The sequence below is a fragment of the Colwellia sp. MB02u-6 genome (assembly GCF_014077095.1).
Lineage (GTDB): Bacteria > Pseudomonadota > Gammaproteobacteria > Enterobacterales > Alteromonadaceae > Cognaticolwellia.
In genome coordinates this window covers 1-23,484 of sequence record NZ_JACGVG010000036.1, presented here as the reverse complement: position 1 = coordinate 23,484, position 23,484 = coordinate 1, and the positions used below count along the sequence as shown (strand labels likewise).

At 37.7% G+C, this 23,484-nt stretch carries 22 protein-coding genes and 1 pseudogene; 12 read left to right on the top strand and 11 right to left on the bottom strand.

Annotated elements, in window-relative coordinates; genetic code table 11:
* Nucleotides 1-57 precede the first annotated feature (57 nt).
* On the top strand, nt 58-765 hold the full coding sequence (locus H4J46_RS12000) for a pirin-like bicupin family protein (RefSeq protein WP_182233742.1): 708 nt from the start codon (nt 58-60) through the stop codon (nt 763-765).
* Nucleotides 766-883: 118 nt separating this feature from the next.
* On the opposite strand, the gene H4J46_RS11995 is transcribed toward H4J46_RS12000, so the two are convergent.
* Complete coding sequence (locus H4J46_RS11995; RefSeq protein ID WP_182233741.1) at nt 884-3,856, bottom strand: EAL domain-containing protein; 2,973 nt, start codon at nt 3,854-3,856, stop codon at nt 884-886.
* 329 nt (nt 3,857-4,185) lie between these two features.
* Here H4J46_RS11995 and H4J46_RS11990 point away from each other — a divergent pair, with 329 nt between their 5' ends.
* Nucleotides 4,186-4,803 (top strand): HAD family hydrolase, encoded by a 618-nt coding sequence (locus tag H4J46_RS11990; protein WP_182233740.1) that lies wholly within the window; start codon nt 4,186-4,188, stop codon nt 4,801-4,803.
* A 47-nt stretch (nt 4,804-4,850) separates the two neighbouring features.
* Nucleotides 4,851-5,462: a CIA30 family protein gene (locus H4J46_RS11985; RefSeq protein ID WP_259365823.1), complete on the top strand. Its 612-nt coding sequence runs from the start codon at nt 4,851-4,853 to the stop codon at nt 5,460-5,462.
* 369 nt (nt 5,463-5,831) lie between these two features.
* Here H4J46_RS11985 and H4J46_RS11980 read toward each other — a convergent pair whose 3' ends face one another.
* From H4J46_RS11980 to H4J46_RS11945, 8 genes are all read right to left on the bottom strand, one after another.
* Complete coding sequence (locus H4J46_RS11980; RefSeq protein ID WP_182233739.1) at nt 5,832-6,578, bottom strand: SDR family NAD(P)-dependent oxidoreductase; 747 nt, start codon at nt 6,576-6,578, stop codon at nt 5,832-5,834.
* Entirely contained in the window at nt 6,541-6,966 is a 426-nt protein-coding gene (locus tag H4J46_RS11975) for a thiol-disulfide oxidoreductase DCC family protein (RefSeq protein ID WP_182233738.1), read from the bottom strand. The genes H4J46_RS11980 and H4J46_RS11975 overlap by 38 nt, the downstream gene beginning before the upstream one ends.
* A gap of 131 nt (nt 6,967-7,097) precedes the next feature.
* Complete coding sequence (locus H4J46_RS11970) at nt 7,098-7,796, bottom strand: flavin reductase family protein (RefSeq protein WP_404851790.1); 699 nt, start codon at nt 7,794-7,796, stop codon at nt 7,098-7,100.
* A gap of 59 nt (nt 7,797-7,855) precedes the next feature.
* Nucleotides 7,856-9,604 (bottom strand): alpha-amylase family glycosyl hydrolase, encoded by a 1,749-nt coding sequence (locus H4J46_RS11965; RefSeq protein WP_259365822.1) that lies wholly within the window; start codon nt 9,602-9,604, stop codon nt 7,856-7,858.
* Nucleotides 9,605-9,619: 15 nt separating this feature from the next.
* The gene (locus H4J46_RS11960) at nt 9,620-10,846 is read right to left on the bottom strand and encodes a glycosyl transferase (protein ID WP_182233736.1); all 1,227 of its coding nucleotides are present in this window, start codon (nt 10,844-10,846) and stop codon (nt 9,620-9,622) included.
* 13 nt (nt 10,847-10,859) lie between these two features.
* Nucleotides 10,860-11,702 carry an HAD-IIB family hydrolase gene (locus tag H4J46_RS11955; RefSeq protein ID WP_182233735.1) on the bottom strand — a complete coding sequence of 281 codons (843 nt, stop codon included), beginning with the start codon at nt 11,700-11,702 and terminating at the stop codon, nt 10,860-10,862.
* Complete coding sequence (locus H4J46_RS11950) at nt 11,699-12,580, bottom strand: kinase (protein ID WP_182233734.1); 882 nt, start codon at nt 12,578-12,580, stop codon at nt 11,699-11,701. The genes H4J46_RS11955 and H4J46_RS11950 overlap by 4 nt, the downstream gene beginning before the upstream one ends.
* Before the next feature lie 323 nt (nt 12,581-12,903).
* Nucleotides 12,904-13,776, bottom strand: coding sequence for a LysR family transcriptional regulator (locus H4J46_RS11945; protein WP_182233733.1), 873 nt, complete (start codon nt 13,774-13,776; stop codon nt 12,904-12,906).
* Nucleotides 13,777-13,882: 106 nt separating this feature from the next.
* On the opposite strand from H4J46_RS11945, the gene H4J46_RS11940 reads away from it, so the two are divergent.
* The 6 genes and pseudogenes from H4J46_RS11940 to H4J46_RS11920 all read left to right on the top strand — a co-directional run bounded on the left by H4J46_RS11940 (nt 13,883) and on the right by H4J46_RS11920 (nt 18,558).
* Nucleotides 13,883-14,386 (top strand): lactoylglutathione lyase family protein, encoded by a 504-nt coding sequence (locus H4J46_RS11940; RefSeq protein ID WP_182233732.1) that lies wholly within the window; start codon nt 13,883-13,885, stop codon nt 14,384-14,386.
* Nucleotides 14,387-15,507: 1,121 nt separating this feature from the next.
* On the top strand, nt 15,508-17,193 hold the full coding sequence (locus H4J46_RS11935; protein WP_182233731.1) for a tetratricopeptide repeat protein: 1,686 nt from the start codon (nt 15,508-15,510) through the stop codon (nt 17,191-17,193).
* A gap of 360 nt (nt 17,194-17,553) precedes the next feature.
* A pseudogene (locus H4J46_RS17280) lies at nt 17,554-17,625 on the top strand (glyoxalase); the annotation flags it as partial.
* A 185-nt stretch (nt 17,626-17,810) separates the two neighbouring features.
* Nucleotides 17,811-18,080, top strand: a complete 270-nt coding sequence (locus tag H4J46_RS11930; protein ID WP_182233730.1) for a DUF6482 family protein — start codon at nt 17,811-17,813, stop codon at nt 18,078-18,080.
* Complete coding sequence (locus H4J46_RS11925; RefSeq protein ID WP_259365821.1) at nt 18,080-18,346, top strand: DUF3081 domain-containing protein; 267 nt, start codon at nt 18,080-18,082, stop codon at nt 18,344-18,346. The genes H4J46_RS11930 and H4J46_RS11925 overlap by 1 nt, the downstream gene beginning before the upstream one ends.
* Complete coding sequence (locus tag H4J46_RS11920; RefSeq protein ID WP_182233729.1) at nt 18,343-18,558, top strand: TIGR02450 family Trp-rich protein; 216 nt, start codon at nt 18,343-18,345, stop codon at nt 18,556-18,558. Before H4J46_RS11925 ends, H4J46_RS11920 begins: the two co-directional genes overlap by 4 nt.
* A 419-nt stretch (nt 18,559-18,977) precedes the next feature.
* Here the strand turns inward: H4J46_RS11920 and H4J46_RS11915 are convergent, their stop codons facing one another.
* Both H4J46_RS11915 and H4J46_RS11910 read right to left on the bottom strand, forming a co-directional pair.
* The gene (locus H4J46_RS11915) at nt 18,978-20,012 is read right to left on the bottom strand and encodes a GGDEF domain-containing protein (RefSeq protein ID WP_182233728.1); all 1,035 of its coding nucleotides are present in this window, start codon (nt 20,010-20,012) and stop codon (nt 18,978-18,980) included.
* 382 nt (nt 20,013-20,394) lie between these two features.
* Nucleotides 20,395-20,811: a DUF3429 domain-containing protein gene (locus H4J46_RS11910; RefSeq protein ID WP_182233727.1), complete on the bottom strand. Its 417-nt coding sequence runs from the start codon at nt 20,809-20,811 to the stop codon at nt 20,395-20,397.
* Nucleotides 20,812-21,003: 192 nt separating this feature from the next.
* On the opposite strand from H4J46_RS11910, the gene H4J46_RS11905 reads away from it, so the two are divergent.
* The 3 genes from H4J46_RS11905 to H4J46_RS11895 are packed head-to-tail and all read left to right on the top strand — an operon-like array spanning nt 21,004 to nt 22,707.
* Complete coding sequence (locus tag H4J46_RS11905; protein ID WP_182233726.1) at nt 21,004-21,516, top strand: DUF2878 domain-containing protein; 513 nt, start codon at nt 21,004-21,006, stop codon at nt 21,514-21,516.
* Nucleotides 21,506-22,159 (top strand): chalcone isomerase family protein, encoded by a 654-nt coding sequence (locus tag H4J46_RS11900; RefSeq protein ID WP_182233725.1) that lies wholly within the window; start codon nt 21,506-21,508, stop codon nt 22,157-22,159. The genes H4J46_RS11905 and H4J46_RS11900 overlap by 11 nt, the downstream gene beginning before the upstream one ends.
* Nucleotides 22,156-22,707, top strand: a complete 552-nt coding sequence (locus H4J46_RS11895; RefSeq protein ID WP_182233724.1) for a DUF3833 domain-containing protein — start codon at nt 22,156-22,158, stop codon at nt 22,705-22,707. Before H4J46_RS11900 ends, H4J46_RS11895 begins: the two co-directional genes overlap by 4 nt.
* Nucleotides 22,708-23,484 lie beyond the last annotated feature (777 nt).

Here is a 23,484-nt window from a genome sequence, read left to right as displayed (position 1 = left end):
TGTATTACCAAAGCCATGAGTTACACGGTTTTATTCAATGAGTGCTGAGGAAAGACCATGATCAAACATTATCCCTATAAAAGTTTAGGCAAAGCTAACTTCGGCTGGCTGAAGTCTACCCATCACTTTAGTTTTGCTAATTACTATAATCCAACACGTATGGGCTTTGGAAAACTACGCGTAGTCAATGACGACTGGGTCGAAGCCGGTATGGGCTTTCCTTCGCATCCACACCGTAATATGGAAATTATTAGTTTTATTCGCTCAGGTGCTATTACTCATCAAGACAGCACAGGTAATAAAAGCATAACTAAAGCAGGTGAAGTACAAGTGATGAGTGCAGGTACGGGGATCGTGCATTCAGAATATAACCGAACGAATAAACCGTTAACTTTCTATCAAATTTGGCTTGAAAGCAATAAAGATAACGTAACACCTCGCTGGGAAAGTAAAAAATTTCCTAGCGAGTATGGCTCAGAGCTGACGTTGTTAGTTTCAGGTTATCCAGAAGATAAAAGTAAGGCATTGTTTCTTAACCAAGAAACGCGAATCTATGGTGGAAAACTAGCTAAAGGAACCGTTATTGAACATAAAATAAGCCATCAAGCTTATATTTTAGCCTCTGATGGTATGTTTAAAGTAGCAGACAGCTTAAAAACGGTAACGGTGAACAAGGGCGATGGGCTGGAAGTTACCCAGTCCAATGTTATTTTACTCAGCGCTGCTACCGACTGTGAAGTGATTATTATCGATACTATCGATTAGTTTTTCCTGCATATAAAGTAGACCCGCTAATTAATGAAACGGTTATAATCACTAAAAAGCAAGGTGTTCGCTAGATTGTAAAGCCTAACTATTGCCAGAAATAATTAAAGTATATTTTTTAGGACAGCCAAGCGCTATCAGGCTTCCAACTGTCCAGCCATACTAGCACTTCACTGGCGGGCATTGGCCTTGCAATGCCGTAACCTTGTGCTAATTTACAACCCAGTTGTAATAATTCAGTGCCATGCTCAATAGTTTCTACCCCTTCTGCGATCACCTCAAGTTGGAAGGCTTTCGCCAAACTAACAACCCCCTTAACAATGGCTAAGTCCTCGGGGTCATTGAGCATGTCGCGTATAAAACTCTGATCTATTTTGATCTGGCTAGCGGGTAGGCGCCTGAGATAAGTTAGTGAGGAATACCCAGTACCAAAATCATCTAGGGCAAACTGCACACCAAGGCTGATACAAGATTTCATGGTCGCTATAATATAGTTGATGTCATTTAATGCGCTGGTTTCTAATACCTCTAGTTCCAATAAATGCGGTGACACATCAGGGTGTGCAGCCAATAATGTGGTCAAGCGTGCAACAAAATCAATTTGTTGGAGCTGATAAGCACTGATGTTAACGCTAATGGGGACAGTAACTCCGATACTTTGCCACTGGCTTATTTGGCTCAGCGCGCTATCGATAACCCATTCACCTATCTCAAGGCTAGTAGCGTGGTTTTCTATTAGCGGTAAAAAATCTAGTGGCGGCACTAAACCACGGACAGGATCTTGCCAGCGGATCAACGCTTCTACACCTACTACTTCACCCGTAGACATATTGACTTTCGGTTGATAATACAAAACTAACTCACCTTTATCGAGTGCTGCACTGATATTGTTGATGTTTTCCTGTTCAAGGTTAACGGCGTCATCGAGGGCGCTATCAAACAATTTATAACAATTTTTACCCACTTTTTTCGCCATATACATGGCTTGGTCGGCATGACGGATAAGTATTTCTGCATCGGCATCATCTTGAGGATATTGGGTAACACCTATGCTAGCAGAGACATTTAATACCAGATCATTAACTATTACTGGCTCTGAAACCGCCAGCAGTAAACGCTCTAATATCTTGCTAATCTCTTCAGTTTTTTCTAAATCGGTTAATACCAAGACAAACTCATCACCACCTATACGGGCAAGTGTATCGCCCTCACGTAACGCCTCTTTCATGCGTAGTGAGATAATAATTAACAGTTCATCACCGACATGATGGCCATGGGCATCATTAACAGTCTTTAAATCATCTAAATCTAGAAATGCTACAGCGAGGGAGTTATGCTGGTGATTGCTTTGTAATATAGCTTGGTTCAGGCGCTCAGCAAGTAATGTGCGATTGGGCAAATCGGTTAAGTCGTCGTAATGAGCCATCTGCTGCAGTTGACTTTGATGGGTTTTGTTAAGCTTTGTAATGTCAGAATAGAGTGCAACATAATGGCTGACTTCGCTAGCCGCATTTTTCACCGCACTTAGGGTCAGGTTTTCTGGACATACTTCACCATTTTTACGACGACTCCAAATGGTACCAACCCAATAGCCTTTGGTGTTAACGGCTTGCCACATCAAAGTATAGAACTCAGCTGACTGACTGTCTGATTGAAAGAAGCGTAGGTTCTTACCAACTGCCTCTTGACGTGAGTAACCGGTGACTTCAGTGAAGGTATTGTTGACTTTGATTACGCTCGTACTCGCATCAGTGATTATAATGCTTTCACGAGTGTGAGAAAATACAATAGCGGCAAGGGCTAGCTCAGCTGCGCGTTTATCTTTCTCTTCATTGGCAAGTTTAAGCTTTTTCTCACTTTTTTTATGCTCAGTAATATTGGTACGAATTGAAGTATAACCACTAAGCTTTTCGTTTACATACAAGGGTATAATAGTGGTATTAACCCAATACTCTTGTCCATCTTTGGCAAGATTACAGATATCATCATTCCAGAAGCCGCCTTTAGAGATAATTAAATACATCTCACGCCAATAGTCTTTTGGTTGCTGCTTAGAATTAAGCAGGCTGTGATTGGCGCCAATGAGTTCCTCTTGACTATAACCACTGACCGTACAAAATTTGGTATTGGCATAGTTAATCGTGCCTTTAACATCAGTAATCGACACTAGCGAATGTTCATCCATGGCTGCTTTTTGTGCTAGGAGCGCAGCCTGAGCAGCTTTGACCGCTTGAGTTTTTTGTTCTGTTTGTGCTTTAGACCGGTGATCAAGTTCATGTAAAATTTCTGTTTGAACTAGCACTTCTGCGTTTAAGTGGTTGACTAGTTGTTTGTACCTTAGTAAGTGCGGAATGAGCATAGTAAGCAGTAATAACACTAAAATCACCACAGTGACAATTAAGGCTAATGTGGTGGGAGGGACTGCATCTATGACTTGATCTGTAGTTTGCGGAATAAAGTGCACGGCTGTCATCGCACTATAGTGCATACTCGAAGATGCCAATCCCATTACCACAGCACTCACTAAATGTTTTTTAGTTATAAATTGATATCGGTTTTGATTAATAGCACGATACTGTATCTTTAGTGCCGCCATAGCCAAGATTACCGCAATCAAGATCGACAAATAAACTAAAGTTATATCATGAACCATTACGGCTTGTAATCTCATGGCGGTCATGCCTATGTAATGCATAAGGCCAATACTTAGACCTAACAACAGCCCACCAATTAATAATCGATAATAACTAAATGTTTTTAGTGTCATCAACCACAGGACAATAGTAGAGGCAAAAGTTACTGGTAGAATAGATACCATAGTTGTGGCTACGTCATAGCTAACCGGTATTGGAAATGTCAACGATAACATGGCAATAAAATGCATTGCCCAAATACCGAGACTCATCATTAAAGCACCAAATAAATTCCATAATATTTTCTGACTTTGTTGGGAATTCGACACACTTCGTTCAACTATGCCAAAAGCAGTGAATGAGGCTAACATGGCAATTACCATGGATAGAAAGACTAATTTGAGATCATAAGTGGTTGTGAGCGCTGCAACAGTTATACCGTTATAGTCGTGATTCATTAATATTAAACCTCAGGCATGGCATGAATATTTAGCGGGATTTTTCGGTAATATACACGCTCTACATGGCATTTGATACAAAAGTGAATACTTGTACTGTGGTATATAAGTTAGCTAAAAGATAGTTAAATATTTGCTATTAAAAGAGTGTTTATTAATTTTATCGTCTGAGTTGTAGAGCTAAAGCGGGGACAGTTTGATCTTAATTTCATTTTTTTGCGTATTTAGCTCTAGTTAAATAAATACTCGTTAGCTGTAGTTTAATTAAGGGTAAAGTTAATTCACCGTTCTGATGAATGGATTATAAAAAAAATAGGAGTGATTGAACATTGTTAGCTCAGAAATTATTAGGCGTTATATTTGATTTAGATAATACTTTAGTTTCTTCATCTTTAAATTTTGAAGAAATAAGAGCATATTTAGGTTGCGCAAAAGATATCGACTTATTAGATTTTGTTGATGCTTTGCCAACAGAGCAGCAGATGCATGCCAATAGCTCGTTGGTTGAATTTGAAGTTAGTGACGCGCTTAATGCGAAAAAACTGCTCGGCACTGACCAACTTATAGCGCTATTGTCTGAATTGGATATACCTTGTGCTATTGTTACGCGAAACTGTCGTCAAGCGGCTTTGATAAAAATGCAAAATAATAATATTGCTATTACCCTGCTATTAACTAGGGCCGATCACAAGGCTAAACCTGCGCCTGATGCTTTATTGCACTTAGCACAATTATGGCAAGCACCTGCTGAAAATTTATTATATGTCGGTGACTATTTATACGATCTACAAGCCGCAAAAAATGCTAATACTATGTCGTGTCTGGTTACACATGGCGAAACGCCTGATTATGCCAACTTAGCGAATATTGTAGTGAACGAACTAACCGAGTTAAGTGAGGTTATTAGGCAAATTTTTACGGGTGAGGCTGCTGGTGTTTCTGGCTAAAGTTTATCACTCAACATTCACCAGTCAAGAATAGGAGCGCAAGCCTAATGCGAGTTAACATTTATACACTTTTATTATCTACTGTTTTTGCTGGTTATAGCCTTGCTAGCACTGATCTTCAAATACAGGCCAAGCAAGATAAGCAGCTTCATGCTATGGCTAAAAAAGAGTCTGCCCTTATGATTAATTTTACTGAGCTAAAAAGCCTTGATAGTTGGCGCATTACTAATGACGGTGTCATGGGAGGTCAATCTCAAGGTCAGATTTCATTACAAGCGGACAAAGCGATATTTTCAGGTGATATATCACTTGCTAATAACGGTGGTTTCAGCTCAGTATTTCGGCCAGTCGAGTCCTTAGTTAAAGCGCTTGAAACCGTAACAATAGATATTGAAGGTGATGGACTGACTTATCAATTAAGAATGATTGTTAACCTTGACGGTTATCGTATGGCTTATAAACAGAGTTTCGATACGGTGGCAGGCCAAAAAACACAACTAAGTTTTACACTGGCTGACTTTCAAGCATCATTTCGAGGCCGCGAGATACCCAATGCGCCGGTACTAAAATCTGAAAAAATTCGTGAAGTGGGTTTTCTAGTGACTAGTAAAGTCGGTGGCGAATTCTCTTTAGTTATTGCTAGTATGTCTTTTCAATAAACTAGCCTATGGCTTTGGCTTATAGGTTGCTTCTATTACTAGGGTGTAATTAAGTATTTATAATCTGAGCTTTACACGCTAACGCTCAGTTTACAGCGTATTCCGACTAAACTGCCAGTGTGTAACTACCATAGTTACAGAGTTTAGAAAAAACCAGTTAAATAGAACTCTAACTCAAAGATAACTAATTGCTTTATAAACAACGGCTGATTAATTATTTATCAATGACTTAATCAAGCTTTCCTGTTGATTCTAACAAAGAAAGCTTGTGAGAAACCTAATAGCAGCAGTAACGAGTGTTGATCCTATTGAGCACAATACCTAGCAGTGATGCTATTGACTAGGTATTGTCATAGCCTTTACTTAAGACTACCAATTGATAGACTCTCCCTGCCAATCGAGATAGCTTGCTGTTTGGTCTAACGCAGTGTGCTCAACAATGTCTAGCAGTTGTTTGGCGACAAACTCTGGAGTGAAAAGTTTATTAGCTGGAACATTTTTTTGAAACGGTTTTGATAATGGCGTATCAGTAGTACCTGGATGAAAAGCGATTAGCTTTATGTTTTTGGCTCTACGGGCTAACTCTATTGATGCAGTTTTAACTATCATGTTTAATGCCGCCTTCGACGCGCGATAACTATACCAACCTCCTAAACGATTCTCACTGATACTGCCTACTCGGGCACTAAATAGCACGAATTTGCAGGGTGACTTCCCGGTCAATAAAGGGGTTAATTTTTGTATCCACAACATTGGTGTGAGAGAATTTGCGGTCATAATTTCAATAAAGGCTTGTGCATTGAAGTCTTCTAAACGTTTTTCTGGACGAATATGATCATTATGCAGTATGCCGTTACAGACAAATACCCGTGTTATTGGCACATGCTTGTGCTGAGATAATTCTGCGACCGCTTGGTCGATTGATTCTGCTTGATAGTCTTTAAGACTAATTTTTGTCACATTAGCGGCTGTCAAGTCACTAGCAACAGGATTAGGCTGCGCTAAGTCCCGACTAATAAGTATTAAGCCAGTATTTTCTGAAGCTTGTATTTGCGCAGCAATGGCTTGGCCAATATCGCTATTTGCGCCGATGATCAGTGTTTGTTGGGTTATCATGACAAGTTCCTGAATTGCAGTGAGTGGTTTTAATACTAAACAGTTTGGCGAGTAGCGCTGAAATTGGGTGACGATATTTAGCTAGGCCTAAATAGACCCAATGACTGAAAGTTTTAATGACTGGCCAATTAAGTGGTGCAACCCAAAAGCCTTTGCCAACTAAAGTCCATGCTCGGTGTGTAACAGCTAGCCCCAGTAAAACTTGCCCGTTGTAATGGCCATGCAATATTTTCATTGCGCCATCAAAACTAACGCTAGGGTGGAGCGTAGCAAAATTTTCTTGGTGAATATCTACCAAACTTATTAAATCGTTTTGATCATGTTTTTTTAACTGAGCCATTTCTGTGGCACATAATGGGCAGTTACCATCATAAAATATTGTTAACATTAAATTAGCCCTAAAAGTTACTATATATGGCATTTAAGCCTCGGAAAAATCTCAATACATTAAGTTGGCATAACGAGGTGATTTTTACTCTACCTTTAACACGCTTAACATCAGATTAATGCTTAGCTCGATTACTTTTCTGCTTGACCATCGACTGAAAGTTTTTGTTGCGATTCATCAGGCTTTGCATAACTAACACGCGATAATCGTTTACTGGTGTGATAGCTGTCGAGCCCGGAAACCATGACGGTATTTAATGACTCAATATCAATGTAACCATCACTTTTAATCGCGTCTTGTTCACAGAGGATATCAGTTATTTCGCCGATAACTAATACCGTGTTATTGAGCTCTATTGGCACTATTTCTTTTAGCGTTAAAGCATATTTAAGTCGACTTTCTTGCACAAATGGCGCATTAACTCCATCAATAAAATGTGGTGTTAATCCAGTTTGTTTAAATTCACACTCGTCATTGCCGTAGCGTGCAGAGGTTTGATGAGCTGCTTGCCAAAAGCTTTCATTCACTTGGTTAATCGTAAATTGTTTAGTTTGCTGAATATTGCTTAACGTGTGTCGGTTAACACTGTCGGGGCGTGAAATAAAACCCACTAAAGCCGGTGAAGCCCCAAGATGAAATACTGAACTAAACATAGCCAAGTTATTGATATTTTGCTCGTCGCGGGTGCCAATAAGATTAGCACTTTTAAAACCAGACAAGCTGTTGATAACCTGTGCTCTATAGCGAGGTTCCATACTAACCAGTTCGTCGTGATTGATAATATATTGCATGTAAGTGCTGTCATATAAGTTAACTTGTGTATCTTTCATACGTAATTAGGTAGGTTTGCGATCACTCAACGCACTTAAAATTATCAGGTTTGAACTTATCAACTTTTGTTAGCTATCCATACGGTTTGATAAGGAGATAATATTATCTCTTGGCTTAACTCGGTAATTTTTGCCCCTGTGATTAATTCTATCCAAGCTTCTGTAACGATCAAATTAAGTTCGCTTAATGGCAAGGTGATAGCTTGGTCTGAGACGTTACTGACACAAAATATACTTTGTTTTCTGTTTTGGCTTTGTCGCCAGAAACCAAATAACTGTAAGCCTAAATGTAAAGTAAATTGGGTGGCGTTGGGATGAAATGCGGGTTGTCTAATGCGAATATTTAACAATGTTTTTAAGGTTAAAAGCACTTTTGCATGATGTAAACTACTATCAGCCAATGCGGTCTCTAGGGCCTCTTCATGCCAACGATGGCGATTGATTGAGCGGTTATTATGCGTGTTGGTCAATTTTTTATAGTCGTTTTGTGTTCCTAGCATGCTGTGAATATAAATCCCGGGTATACCTTCAAGGGCAAACATAACAGCATGTGCACAAATAAAGCGTTCAAAGTTCCATTGGTCTTTACCTGCAACCGTTCCTTGTAGAGCATCATAAAGGGCAATATTCATTTCATAAGCTTTTTGCTCGCCAGTGTTTGAGGTTCGCCATGAAATTTTACCGCCAAAGCTCTCAACAGTATGAATTAAACTATCAAGCTCAGTGTCACTTAATAATCCTTCTGCTGGACGCAGACCAATGCCGTCATGTGAGGCAATAAAGTTGAAATACAGGGTGCCGTCTTGTGAAGGTGGCATGCTCATTAGCCAGCGTTTTAAATATAAACAATTACCGGTTAGTAAAGTGTTTATGAGTAAGGGAGGCAGTGAAAAGTTATAGATACCGTGCGCTTCATTAGCGTTACCAAAGTAGGTAAGGTTTTGGGTGTTAGGAATATTGGTTTCAGTAATGATAATTGCTTGCGGGTCTGCAGATTCAATTAAGGTGCGCAATAAGCGCACAATTTCATGAGTTTGAGGGAGGTTGATACTATCGCGGCCAACAATTTTCCATATAAAGGCAATGGCATCAAACCTAAATATTTTCACCCCGCTATCAAGATATTGCCGAATAATTGCAGCAAATGCTTTTAATACTTCGGGGTTACGAAAGTCAAAATCGACTTGGTCGTGGCTAAAGGTACACCAGACAAATTTTTGCCCTTTGCCGGTGATCACTTCTTTTAGTAAGGGTGATGTTCGTGGTCGCACCACCACAGATAAATCATCATCTAACTGCGCGGTAAAGAAAAAATCATGCCCGGTTCCTTCGCCTTTGATGAAGTTATCAAACCAAACACTGCGGCTTGAGCAATGATTAATCACAAGATCTGACATCAGTTGATAAGCTTGACTTATTTCAGTGATATCTTGCCATGTTCCCAGTGACTCATTAACCGAGGAGTAGTCAATGACCGAAAAACCATCGTCAGAGCTATATGGAAAAAATGGCAATATATGTACACTGTTGATAGTGTTTTTTAGATGATTATCTAAAAATACTTTTAAAGTCTGTAACGGTGGCTGAGCTGCTTTTATGATGCTATCACCATAGGTAATTAAGACAATGTCTGCCTCTGACCAATGATTGCTAAAAGGTGTTGGCGTCAGTACTTCGCTTGGTAAGCGCATAATTTCCATCAGCGCATCGGCAATATCATCCGTTGATTGCTCAAGTGCTACCTCGTGATAAATAGTTGAAAGCTGTTGAATTAACTTGTTTTTTAACGGTTCAATTTTTGTTGGCATTGGCGACATCTTCCCTTATGTTTGATTAAATTCTGCGTTGTCTAACTCTACGGCGGTTTTTAATTGAGATAAGATATCGGGAATAGCACTCACCACACGGTTCCAAGAGGGAATAAAAGGCGTTTCCATTGGATTTTCTAAGAAAGTGTTACCTGCAGTTAAAATATTTTGCGCGAACATTTCTACTGCTTTTTCTTCATTATGAATATCAAGTTCCAGTCCATTCATCATCGCGTCATTGCGATAGGTTTCAACATAATCTAAAGCAATGCGATAGTAAGTTGCTTTTAAGGTTCTAAATTTTTCAGCGCTGAAAGTTTCACCTTGAGTGGCAAGTTTACGAATGAAAGCTTTGCTGATATCAATCGACATCTTTGATAGACCACCAGCGGTATTATCTAACGATAAGTCTTGATGCTTATGATCATAAGTGGCGGCAATATCCACTTGGCATAAGCGGTTTGGTGAATAGTTGCGATACATTTCAGATAATACACCAATTTCTAAACCCCAATCACTTGGAATACGAATGTCATTTAATACATCGCGTCGAAAGGAGAATTCACCTGCTAAGGGATACAAAAAACTGTCCATATATTCGAGGTAGTCGCAATGGCCAACCGTTTTTTTCAGCGCTTTGATCAACGGTGTGACCAACAAGCGAGAAACCCGGCCATTTATTTTTCCGTCAGCAACACGGGCATAAAACCCCTTGGCAAATTCATAGTTAAATAATGGGTTGGCCACGGGATACAGTAGTCGGTCGAGTAACTCTGTTTCATAAGTGAGAATGTCGCAGTCATGAAGGGCGATGGACTCGGCTTTACCTGAGGATAAAATATAGCCCATGCAATACCAAACATTGCGGCCTTTGCCGAGCTCTTTTGGTGCTAAACCTAAGGCCTGTAATTTTGCATCTATTGCTTGTAGTCTAGGGCCATCATTCCATAAGACCCTATGGTGTTGAGGTAGCTGAGAAAAAAATGACAACGCTTGTTGGTATTGCGCTAAATCTGCTCGGTCTAAGCCGATAACAATTTCAGATAGATACTTTACCTCTTTTATTTTATGAATAATATCGGGTAAAGCTTTACCTTCTAACTCGGAAAAAAGCGAGGGTAAAATGAGCCCTAAGGAACGCTTTTTCGAAAACGCTAGTAACTCAGTGGCCATATTTTCTGGTTTGCGCTGGGCCAAGTTATGTAATGTTGTTACCGTACCATTTTGATAGAAGTCAGCCATGATTTACCTCAGATTAAGTTGCTTGTGAACCTAGTTGTTTTGCTAAGAGTTGTTGAATCGCTTCTGCCCAGCCTTCGGGGCCATATAATTGGGTTTGGCTGGTTTTGTATTGTCGATACAGTGGCGGAAAGTCGTGCACCGGTGAGCGTATTTGCACGGCAATATCTGCGGCTTCTAACATTGGCGTGTCATTTTCACCGTCGCCTAGGGCAATGGTGTAAACCGTGTGGCGGCTAAAATATTCACGATATTGTTGGGTTAACCAAATGAGCGCTTGGCCTTTATCACAATAACCACCGACATGAATAAAGCGTCCTCCTTGGACAATACTGGCGCCTAATGCAACTAAATGTTCGATAAAGGATTCTTTGGTGCTTTTATCACCTAACCATTTTACGGGCTCACTGTAGTGTCGTTGCTTTGCCCGTTCAGCTTGCGCTAAATCTAAGCCCGTTATTTTGCATAAGGCTGCTGCTGACAGGGTTGAAAAGCCGTGAAAATATGGCTGGAATTTTTTACTGTGCTCGTTAAGCAATTTTAGCCAATGCTGCCTTGGTAAACAGAATGATTTTACCCAATAGTTACCGATGAGTTCTGTATCTGCCGGTTGGGTAATAAAGGTGTTAATAGGGATGTAAACGGCAGCACCATTTTCGATAATAAAGGGTGTATTAAGCTTGAGTTCAGCGCGAATAATGACTAATTCAGCCAGTGTTTTACTGCTATTTAAGATCACCGGAATGTTGGCTTTGCTTAACTGTTGCAGTGTTTGATTTGCCGGCGTTGACTGATAGCTATAATGGTCAAGTAGCGTGCCGTCGAGATCACTGAAAATAATGGTTTTTGTCGCACTCATAGACCTTCCATGAAGGGCGTTTTTGAAATGTTTCTTGCATAATCTAAGTAAAAAATAGCATCAGCAGACTGTGAGATGCTCAGGCATGCTTGCACACTCAATCGTTGAAAATATTGCGTGAAATTTAAGATACCAGCAGATTTCATTATTTTTGAATTCGGTAAACCCATATTTTTGTCTTGCAATTTTTGCTCCTGCTCTAAGCGCCATTGGTAAACACAGTCGAATGACGGTGCTTGCAGTGCTAACCAGAAATTCATTGTTTTATATAAAGGTTGATAGTTATTTTTAAGTTGTTGATTAACATAATGGCGCCATTCACCCTTGCTGTCATGCTTGAGTTCAAGTTCATTAACGGGGGCTTTTAATTGCTCGTCAGTTTGTGGCTTTACGCCCCAACACCAGCCTTCTAATAAAATAATGTCTGCTGGCTTTTTAACTATTGGCCAGTGTGCTTCAGGATATGGTTCGTCAGTGGCTTTATTAAACCTTGGGATAGCAAACCCTGTTTGCTGGGCTTTTAACTTTGTTAAGGTACTTGCTAACATTGTCATGTCGTGCGTGCCAGGCACACCACGAGTTGCTAATAACGGGTGAATGTCATCAGCAAGCTGCTGACGTTTTTTACCGGTGAAATAGAAGTCATCTAACGACATCACTACAATGCTTAATTGATAGGTGGTGGCTAAATATTCAGCGATAAAATCAGTCAGTGTTGATTTACCGCTGCCTTGACAGCCATTAATACCGACAAAATAAGCGCCATTATTTTCTGTAAACTGACTGAATATTCGCTCGGCGAGCGGTTGGTAGTGCTCTTGTGCTGTTAGTCTAAATTTTTCAGGCAGTTTGTGGTGTTTAATAAAAGTTGAGAGCATAATTTTTACTTTATCTAAATAGTAATATGATTATACTATCAACTCTTATGCCATTATTTTAGTCACTAAATTTAGGCTGTAATCTATTGTAAAATAATGATTATTTTATTTTTGTTAATGAATTTAAAAAATGAAAATGTGGCATAAAGGGCAGTTAATAAAAAAATTGCTTTATTTTGGTGCAATTAGCTACTGTGCTTAACAATGGCTGTGAGCGAATACATTCGTTCTGTACGGCATTAAATATAACCATGTTCACTGATCTAATTTCATCAGTTAGCATTACATCAGTGATAGTGGCTTTGTTTCAATAAGCAAGATCACTAAGCGATAAAGTTAATAATGGCGCTTTTAATATATTTACTGCGGTTGTTTTCAAGTGAGTGTCGGTTCTGACACAAATACAGGGTTTCATTTACCGATTGTGCTAATAAATGCACCTTTATTTTTTCTGGTTTACTAAAGGCTTTGGCAGCATATAAGGGTAAAACGGTAAAACCAAGTCCGCGACTAACTGGTTCAAGAATTAAGCTAATTTGATTAGAAAACCCTTGGTGCTCAAATTGGCTAATGTGTTCAAATTGAGTATAGTTTTTACCGAGCAGCGCCTGTGCATGGTGCTCACCGTCAGGATGGCCGACAAAGCCTAGTCTGGTTAGTTTTTGCCAAGTGAGGGTACTGACTGTATTTGCTGTGACTAGCACCAGTGGCTCAATCGCGACTTTTTGGCTGATAATAGTGGCCGCCTTACTCAACTCAGTGACCAAGCCAATATCGATTTTACGCTCAGTTAAGTCTTGCTCAATATTTTTATTTGGCGCAAATTTGTAGTCGATGGCTAATTGCCTATGCTGTTGTTGAATATCGAGCATATAAGGATAGAGCTTTAAGCCAATACTGCCAGGCGAGGCAATTTTTATTGTACCTATGTAAGGATCATCTTGTTGGATTGATTTTTCTAACTCTGCTGAGCTTTGCAATAAGCTTTGTCCTTGTTGATGCAATTTTATGCCGGCGTCGGTAAGCGAAAAAGACTTGCCTTCGCGCATCAGTAATAGCATGTTTAGCTGCTGCTCTAGCTTTTTTACTTGTTGACTAACCCCAGACTGCGTCATAAAAAGCCGGTCAGCAGTTTTAGTGAAATGGCCAACATCAACCAATGTGCAAAAAGTCTTTAACCAAACAAGATTTATCATAACAAAACGTACTTAATTTAATAACTAATGATAATTTTTCATAATTTATAACATTGTCTATACTTTGTCCATCACATTAAAATAAGTTATTAAAGAGGTTATTAAAATGAGCAAAGCCTATCCAAGAACATTTTCACATATTGGTATATCAGTACCGAGCGTAGCAAAAGCTGTTAAATTTTATACTGAGGTTTTAGGTTGGTATTTAATTATGGCACCGACAGAGGTTATTGAAGACGACAGTGCCATTGGCGTAATGTGCACTGATGTTTTTGGTGCTAATTGGGATAAATTCAAAATTGCCCATATGTCGACTGGCGATCGTATTGGCGTCGAGTTATTTGAATTCAAAAATCAGCAAAATCCAGAAAATAACTTTGAATATTGGAAAACAGGTATCTTTCACTTTTGCGTGCAAGATCCAAATCTTGAAGAGTTAGTTGATAAAATAGTCGCTGCCGGTGGTAAAAAACGTATGGCAGAGCCACGTTACTATTACCCAGGTGAAAAACCTTACCGTATGATTTACATGGAAGACCCCTTTGGTAATATCCTTGAAATTTACAGCCACAGTTATGAATTAACTTATGCTCAAGGCGCTTATCAATAATAAGCATTTCTAGTGGAACGGGTATGTAAGGTAAATAATGTTGAACTTTATTGCTATTTAACTCGTATTGCTATTTAACTCTTATTTTTTGTTAGCTTGTGGTCAAACTTTTGTTAATTATTTGTATATTTCTTGTTATTAATAAATATGAGCGATTAATACGAGAAATATACCAATGGAGGTTTATTATGCAAGTAAGTTTACTATCTTCTTTAGACCCTATTATTATCGCTGTTGCAGGTGCTAGCCATTATTTAGTTGGCGTTATCGATTCAAGTGATAACTTTGTCGGATTAGGATAAAGATCGGTAGAAGTTGTCAATTCTATCGTCAAAGCAAAAGCGTATTTAAAAGGCAATAATATATTTTCTGTAGCGCTTGAGATAGACGGTGCTTTTGATGAAATGTGTGCTCAATCAAAGAATAGCCGTTACCGTCAGAGGATCTTGTGCTAATGATGAAAAATAATACTGTCGCCTTAAGTAATAAACGCTAGCGTATAAGAGTATTTGATATTATGGATTCTCATATCCTTGATATGTCAATCAACAAGGAGTTTACAACCGCTTGGATAAATGAAAGTAATTTCTTTTCTGATAACGCTTTATTCGAGATATATAGAAATAAGATTGATTATCGTCATAGCTATCTGTTTAGACTGCAATTCAAACGGTAACACAGACTGACTTAGACATTTAGTGTTCATATCTTAATTATGTAGTGTTTTTTTGATGGAACAACTAATCAGAAAGCCACACATGGGTCACCACTACATCCTCTGCCGTTATTCTCAATTTATTATGTTTGATTATAAACAGACATATGTGTTGGGGGGTAGTCGATAGTCTTTGCGATTACGTTATTTTATGCTTTCACAATAAACGTTTTATTGAAACTTTTAGCTTATAATAATAGTTCTAATTTATAAATATACTACGAATACTCTTAAGTTTATTAAGTATCATCATCTAATTTAATACTGTTAATATTCAATGTTTTAGTGCATTAGGTGTTATTTAGATTGATCAGGATAATTAGTTTAATGAAATTAAGGTACTAACCAATTTATTTTATGTTATTTTATGTTATTTTTTGATTTTGATTTTGATTTTGATTAAAAGGTGTACTTTATTACTAATCTCCTTAAAAACATCAAGATAATAATTCCTTTATTAATCTGTTTTCTCACCTTTAATTTATGCGCTAATGAAGCAGATGATTTTCTGTCAACAACCATAGCCGCTGAGAAAGGCGATGTGGAGGCTCAATTTAAGCTTGGACTTATGTATAATAATGCTCAGGGTGTATTAAATGACTTTAAGCAAGCTGCTAGGTGGTATTTAAAAGCTGCTGAACAAGGTCATAGTAAGGCTCAATCTAATCTTGCTTTAATGTATAATATGGGCAGAGGTGTTGTACAAGACGATAAGCAAGCCTTTAATTGGTATATAAAAGCCGCTGAACAAGGTGATGTAGTTGCTCAAAAAAATCTTGTATTTATGTACAATGAAGTTGGAAGCGTTATACAAGACCATAAGCAAGCCTTTAACTGGCGTTTAAAGATTGCTGAACAAGGCGCTGCAGATGATCAATTTAATCTTGGGCTTATGTATCGATGGGGTGGCAAGGGTGTATTACAAAACGCCAAACAAGCCGGTAAGTGGTTTTTAAAAGCTGCTGAGCAAGGGAATGAATATGCTCAATCACATCTTGGGGTTATGTACTATGATGGTATAGGTTTAATACAAGACTACAAGGAAGCCCTTAAGTGGTATCTAAAAGCTGCTGAGCAAGGTCATACAATTGCTCAATTAACTCTTGCGGAAATGTACCATATTGGTATAGGTGCATTACAAGATGACAAGCAAGCTTTTAATTGGTTTTTAAAGGCTGCTGAGCAAGGTGCAATAAGTGCTGAGTATAAGATTGGGCATATGTATTCTAAGGGTAAAGGCGTTATACAAGACGATAAGCAAGGCGTTAAGTGGTATCTAAAAGCGGCTGAAAAAGATCATGCAGGTGCTCAATATAATCTTGGGGTTATGCATGAAAGTGGTAAAGGTGTTATACAAAACCATAAGCAAGCCGTGAAGTGGTACCTAAAGGCAGCTAAGCAAGGTGATGCAGATGCTCAATTTAATCTTGGGCTTATGTATTATAATGGTAAAGGCGTTATACAAGAGTATAAACAAGCGGCTAACTGGTATCTACAGGCTGCTAAGCAAGGTGATGTAGATGCCCAGTTTAATCTTGGGCTTATGTATTATAATGGTAAAGGCATTATACAAGAGTATAAAAAAGCGGTTAACTGGTATCTAAAAGCGGCTGAACAAGGTTATGCAGATGCTCAATTTAATCTTGGTCTTATGTATTATAATGGTATAGGTTTAATACAAGACTACAAACAAGCTGTTAAATGGTATTTAAAAGCTGAAGCACGAGGTATTACAGGTGCTCAATATAACCTTGGTGTCATGTATGAAAATGGTAAAGGCGTTATACAAGACCATAAGCAAGCTGTTAGGTGGTATCTAAAAGCGGCTGAGCAAGGTGATGTAAATGCTCAATATACTCTTGCTAATAAATACTTCAATGGTAAGGGTGTTATGCAAAGTAATAAACAGTCTTATATTTGGAATGCTATAGCAGCAGCTAATGGCCACAAAGGTGCGTTAATAAATAGAGACCTATCTGCTAAAAATTTATTACTTAGAGAACTAGAAGAGGCACAAGAAGAAGCAACAAAGCTTTATGAGAAAATTAGCAATAACCAAATAGCTGTATTAAAAACTACTGAAGGCAATTGACTCTTTAAATCTTTACGGATATAGACAGTGCTGGCGTGGATATATCATATTGAAAAAAATGATATATCTAAAAAGATTTTTCAATTTTGTACTAACTGAATAGGTTTGAGGCTTTTTTGGTTTCCAGACTCAACAAACTACCATCACCATTAACTTTGTAGTGGCCAAGATTTCCTATTAGATTGATGTTCTTATCACTCTCTAATGGGCACGATATGTCTGAAGGGAAACCTCAGTGATTTAGCTCCTCAAGTGCATGAGGTCGCTCTTACAGTATCTTCATTAAGAGGCCCTCATAAGGTTACTTATTAATGGTAGCTTTAGACTTAATAATTAATAGATTTAAGTAAAGAAACAATTCCCTTTGGTAATATTCTTGAGATTTATAGCCATAGTTATGAATTAACTTATGCTCAAGGCGCTTATCAATAATAAGCATCTCTAGTGTATAGCCTTTCCACTTTTAGCTTAGTTACCTGTTGGTAAGCCGAGAAAAGCTCAGCTTGAAGTAGAACGGCTATATAATGTCAACAATATTGAACTTTATTGCTATTTAACTCGTATGAGTGGTTAATAAACATGAGCGATTAATACGAGCATTAGACCATTGGAGGTTTATGATACAATCAAGTTCAATACCTTCTTCAGAACCCATTATTATCGCTGTTGCAGGTGCTACCCATTATTTAGTCGGGGTTATCGATTCAAGTGATAACTTTATTGGATTAGGAGAAAATTCGGTAGAAGTTGTCAATTCTATCGTCGAAGCAAAAGCGTATTTAAGAGGCAACAATATATTTTCTGCACTGCTTGAGATGGATAGTGCTTTTGATGAAATGTGTGGCCAATCAAAGAAAAGCCGTTACCGTCAGAGGATCTTGTGCTAATGATGAAAAATAATACTGTCGCCTTAAGTGATTTATTACAGGTGTTTAATTTAGTCACCACCCAAGGTAGCAAAACTGAGGGTAATTATGAGTATCAAGGTATAACCGCTTGGCATGACTTCGATGGTTATACTTGTTTTTTAGGGTATAAAGACTTGACCTTAACCATGTTGTTTCATGGTCGTTATACTTTTGATTTCGAGCAGCAAGAAACTTTAGATGTGTTCTTATCTAAGGTAAATAAATTATTGATTGCAAAAGCATGAACAGAGTAAATCCAAAAGTATTGTTGCATAGTAAGTGGACCAAGGTGAGTGTTGAAAACCGAGAAAAGCATTTTGTCATCACTGAGGTAGAATTTGATGAGCAGAAAAATGTTATTGAGTGTCTTATCACCGCTGTTATTAATCATAATGCATACTCAATAAACTGGCGAGATTTAAAACAGCCTACGCTCTGGCGCTTTGGCTGGCAGTAAGTCTTGGCAAACGGATTAGTTGACGCTTTATTTTGTGTTTTTCTGATATGATTTAATATTTTAAAACCAAAAAATATTAAATCAATCATGTGAATAACTCATTTTATAAGCGAGTTATTACAATATAAACATATGCTAATCAACAACAGTACCGTCGCCTCCACCATTTGAACTCAGTCTATTGCTAGCTTTAGTATATTTAACTATATTGACGAAGCGCTGGTATTAATATTATGAATCTATCTAGCTTGCCCCTATTGCAAATGAAAAAACAGATATTACTACACAGCACTGCTCTGTCAGAACATATTGATTAGTGCCAAAAGGTACTCAAACGTCCACTTTGATGGTCCTAAAAAAAATTATTTATGTTTGGCATAGAAGTTAATTGGCACTTATTTATCTTTTTTTAAAATTTTTTAAAAAAAGTCCACGCTACCACCTTGAATGTCAGATTTTTTAGCTAGTCCTTGACTCAGCATATTTTCAAAAAAAGTAATTTGATTTTTACCACTTCTTTTACTTTGATATAAAGCCTGATCCGCATAATCAATAGACGTTATATGAAAGGTTTCTTTCTTAAATTCAACTACGCCAAGACTAACAGTTACTGTATCTAAATTTGGAAATTGATATTCTTCCACATTACGTCTGAAACGTTCTAGAATTTGCATGCATTCCATTTGGTTATTAGCACTTAATAGAATAACAAACTCTTCTCCTCCAAAACGGAATTGTAAATCTTCGTTTCTAAAGTTTGAACGAATAATTTGTGCTAAATGAATTAATATCTCATCACCATAAAGGTGTCCAAATTCATCGTTAACACGCTTAAAATCATCAATATCAATTATCACTAACCAATATTTATGTTGCTCTTTAACTATGATTTCATTCGGTGCTCTTCTTTCATCTTCTATTTTTTCGTACTCTTGAGGGTACGCATTAAAAACACTTGAAATAGCAGAGTCAAATGTTTTTCTATTGGCAAGCCCGGTTAATTCATCTGTTTGAGATTCATTTAATAGTTTAATAAAGTTGCTGTATATGCTAAGAATACCTGACAGAATATAAGCATTTTCTTTGGCCATTTTTTTTTCTAAATTAATGATTAAGAATTGCTCGGTTTTCCTATCATGGTGCAATAGATGTATTACTGAATAACCGATTTTAGTTTTTAAGGTAAAGGCTGCCATAGAAGAGTTATTCATGTGCTCAAAACTATGTCTTAACGCACTATCTATCTCAATAGAGGTGTCATGAACAGTATAATGATTGTTCTCAAAGGAAATGTTAGCTCTAATATCTTTCTTTTTATCAATGGTAATTATCTTTGTTGATGAGCAACTTATCATACTATTAACGCTTTTTAATAGACTGAAAGCTAATAGATCTGTATTACGCTGAGATGTGAAATCAGCTATGTGGTTGATAATTGTACTCGAATGATACATTTAAATACTACTTTTAGTTAATGCAAATTTAGGGAAAATATTATTTACATCCCTGACAAGGACTCTAATAATACTCTGTTCTGGTGTAAAGCCCAATTATCCAATCATTACTCTAAATTTACAGGCTTAGAAAAATAGTAACCCTCTACTATATCAAGCCCTGCATTAGATTAAGCCCTGCATTAGATTAAGCATACCTTTGCGATGAGTTTTGTTGATAGTTTTAACGATAAACTGTCCGTACATGCTAACTAAGTATATGCTCACTAATCATTTACTGCCATAGTGAGCGAGTTTTTATATTTAGCACAGTATTTTATAGCAATGCTAAGTTTTATTTTCATTTCTGAACATATATAACTGAATCTATATATCTGCTCGGCTAGGTACACCACAAGAGAAGCGCAATGATATGTATTATTACCACCAGCGTAGTAAGGTTAAGACGCATGCGTAAATAAGCCTTGTGTTCATTTTTAGCGTGATCAAAGTAGTATTCACACCATAAAGTCGCTGGGTAAATCACCGCTAATACGACAAGTGCTAGACAGTTTGGCAGTAGCAGCGCAAAAAAAGCAACTAAACTGAATATGTTACTGCAGAGCTGTAATTTAATACTTAATTTATCATTGTGCTTGCGCCACAGTGTGCCAGCGATAAAGCTAGAGATGATGGCGCTGTAAAATATAAATACCTGCTCGGCGGCGATATTAAATAATGTAGGACTGAAACTTTCAGATACTAGTGCTAGTACGAAGGGGGCTAATCCTAAATAACCTAAGGTTTGTTGCATTTGCATTGTAAGCTCTTTTCAATGTTCAATGTTCATCGTCCAGCATACGAAATTTTTTAGAATATAGATCATAAAAAACCTTAGCAGACTAATCCTGTTTGCAGCTTATTACGTATGTAAGTACGACTGACTAAGTTTGCATAAGGGCAAGGGTATCATAATAAAGTTATGGAGAATAAAGTTATGGAGAATAAGGTGATGAAAATTAAATCTCCACTATGGAATTTAGTCGCTTTCAATCTGGCTTGGCTTGGTTTGGTTTTTATTGGCAATTTATTTATTCCGATTGCAGCCACTTTTTTTGGCGTACAGCTTTGGTATTTTAAGAGCACTAAAAACGAAATATTATTAATCTCCTTAGTGGCAACACTTGGTATTTTCTTAGACCTTGCTTTAGTTTATTCAGGTTTTTTTGTTTTTCCAGGTACCGAGGGTATTCCTTTTTGGCTTATTACCTTGTGGATTTTTTTCGCTAGTACCATACGCCATAGTTTAGCTTTTCTAGCCAACTCGAAGCTATTGCAGTTTGTTGTTGGCGCAATATCAGCACCACTCAGTTATCTTGCCGGGGCAAAATTAGCTGTAGTTGGTTTAGGACTATCAGTACAGGCTAGTTATTTATTACTAGCCTGTTTGTGGGGCCCTTTAATGGTATTTATGTTTGCGCTAAGTCGTTGGTTACTGATAAAGGAAAAAAGTTATGTTGGTTAATGTCAATGTTATGTCTACGCTTACACTATTAGTCTGGTTGTTTTCTTTAAATGCGCTAGCGAATAACCCGATTGAAAGTGTTACCCCTAGTGAAGTGGCGGCCGTTAGTGAAGTGGCAGTCGTCAGTGATGAAGGTTTGATGAAGTGTCAAGTTTCTGATCAAGCAACTATTATAGCTAGCGACTTAACAAAGTTGACTACCGAGCAGCACTTTACCTTATTGGGTCAAGCCAAGTTCTCCATTTTTTTTTGGGATATTTATGAAAGCTCGTTATTCACTACCGATGGCCAAAGACCCTTTAGTAATCTATGTCAGCATGCATTGTTTGAAATACATTACTTACGCGATATCAGTAAAAAAGAATTGATAGATAACACCGTATCGCAATGGCAACATCTATCGCTTAATGAAAATGAATATCTAGCTTTTTTGCCTTTACTAGAAGAAATATGGCTAGATATTAATGCTGGAGATCGCTTGTCGATGTTAAGCCAAAAAGGTACAAGCGTATTCTATTTGAATAGGCAAAAAATAGGTGAAATTGAAAGTTTAGCTTTTGCCAAGATATTTCTTCGTATTTGGTTAGATGAAAACACCAGTGAGCCTAAACTACGACAACAGCTATTAGGGAATAGTATATGAATAAACATGCTAAATCAGCGGCACTTTTTTGCTTGGTCTTTGTACTTTCAAGCTGTACAACTAAATTAGAAGATTACCAAGCTACTGCTCCTCAACTTGATATACAGCAATATTTTTCTGGCAAGTCGATAGCTTGGGGCATGGTGCAAGATTTCACCAGTAAAGTGACTCGGCGTTTTTGTGTTGAGCTTGATGGCCAATGGCAAGGTGACGAAGGGGTGTTAAAAGAAGTATTTTATTTTGCTGATGGTGAAGTCACTTTTCGTAACTGGCAGCTAACAAAATTAAAGCAGGGTAAATACTTGGGTAGTGCTGGAGACGTTGTTGGCAAAGCTGTTGGTCAACAAATGGGCTTTGCCTTTCAATGGCAATATGAGTTACTGGTACCAATAGACGGTGAAGAAGTACAGTTGTCACTTGACGATTGGATGTATCGAATTGATGAGTACCGAGTTTTTAACCGAACAAAAATGAAGAAGTTTGGTGTTACTGTGGCTGAAATCACTTTATTTTTTGATAAAGAATCACCAGTAAAAAGCTGTCAATAACACCTTGAATTGATTGTTATAACTGGCGTTGACTATCTGGAAAAATTACTGCATGACCTTTTGCCCCTCAATGGGGCTTTTTTTTGCTCATTTCTTTGATCTTTTTTTACTTTTACAGCGTATAACTTCCCACTATTGATAAAGACTATTGCTCGTTGTATTTCCTGTTTGACTCTTTGCCCATCAGACTCTTGATGGGGCTTTTTTTTGCTCATTGCTTTGATATTTTTTTACTTTTACAGCGTAAAACCTTTCATTATTGATAAAGATTATTGCTCGTTGTATTTCCTGTTTGACTCTTTGCCCCATCCGACTCTAGATGGGGCTTTTTGTGCTCATTGCTTTGATCTTTTTTTACTTTTACAGCGTATAACCCTTCAATATTGATAAAGATTATTGCTCGTTGTATTTCCTGTTTGACTCTTTGCCCCATCAGACTCTTAATGGGGCTTTTTTTTGCTCATTGCTTTGATCTTTTTTTACTTTTACAGCGTATAACCCTTCAATATTGATAAAGATTATTGCTCGTTGTATTTCCTGTTTGACTCTTTGCCCCATCAGACTCTAGATGGGGCTTTTTTTTGCTCATTTCTTTGATCTTTTTTTACTTTTACAGCGTATAACCTCCCACTATTGATAAAGACTATTGCTCGTTGTATTTCCTGTTTGATTCTTTGCCCATCATACTCTTGATGGGGCTTTTTTTTGCTCATTGCTTTGATCTTTTCTTACTTTTACAGCGTGAAACCTTTCATTATTTATAAAGATTATTGCTCG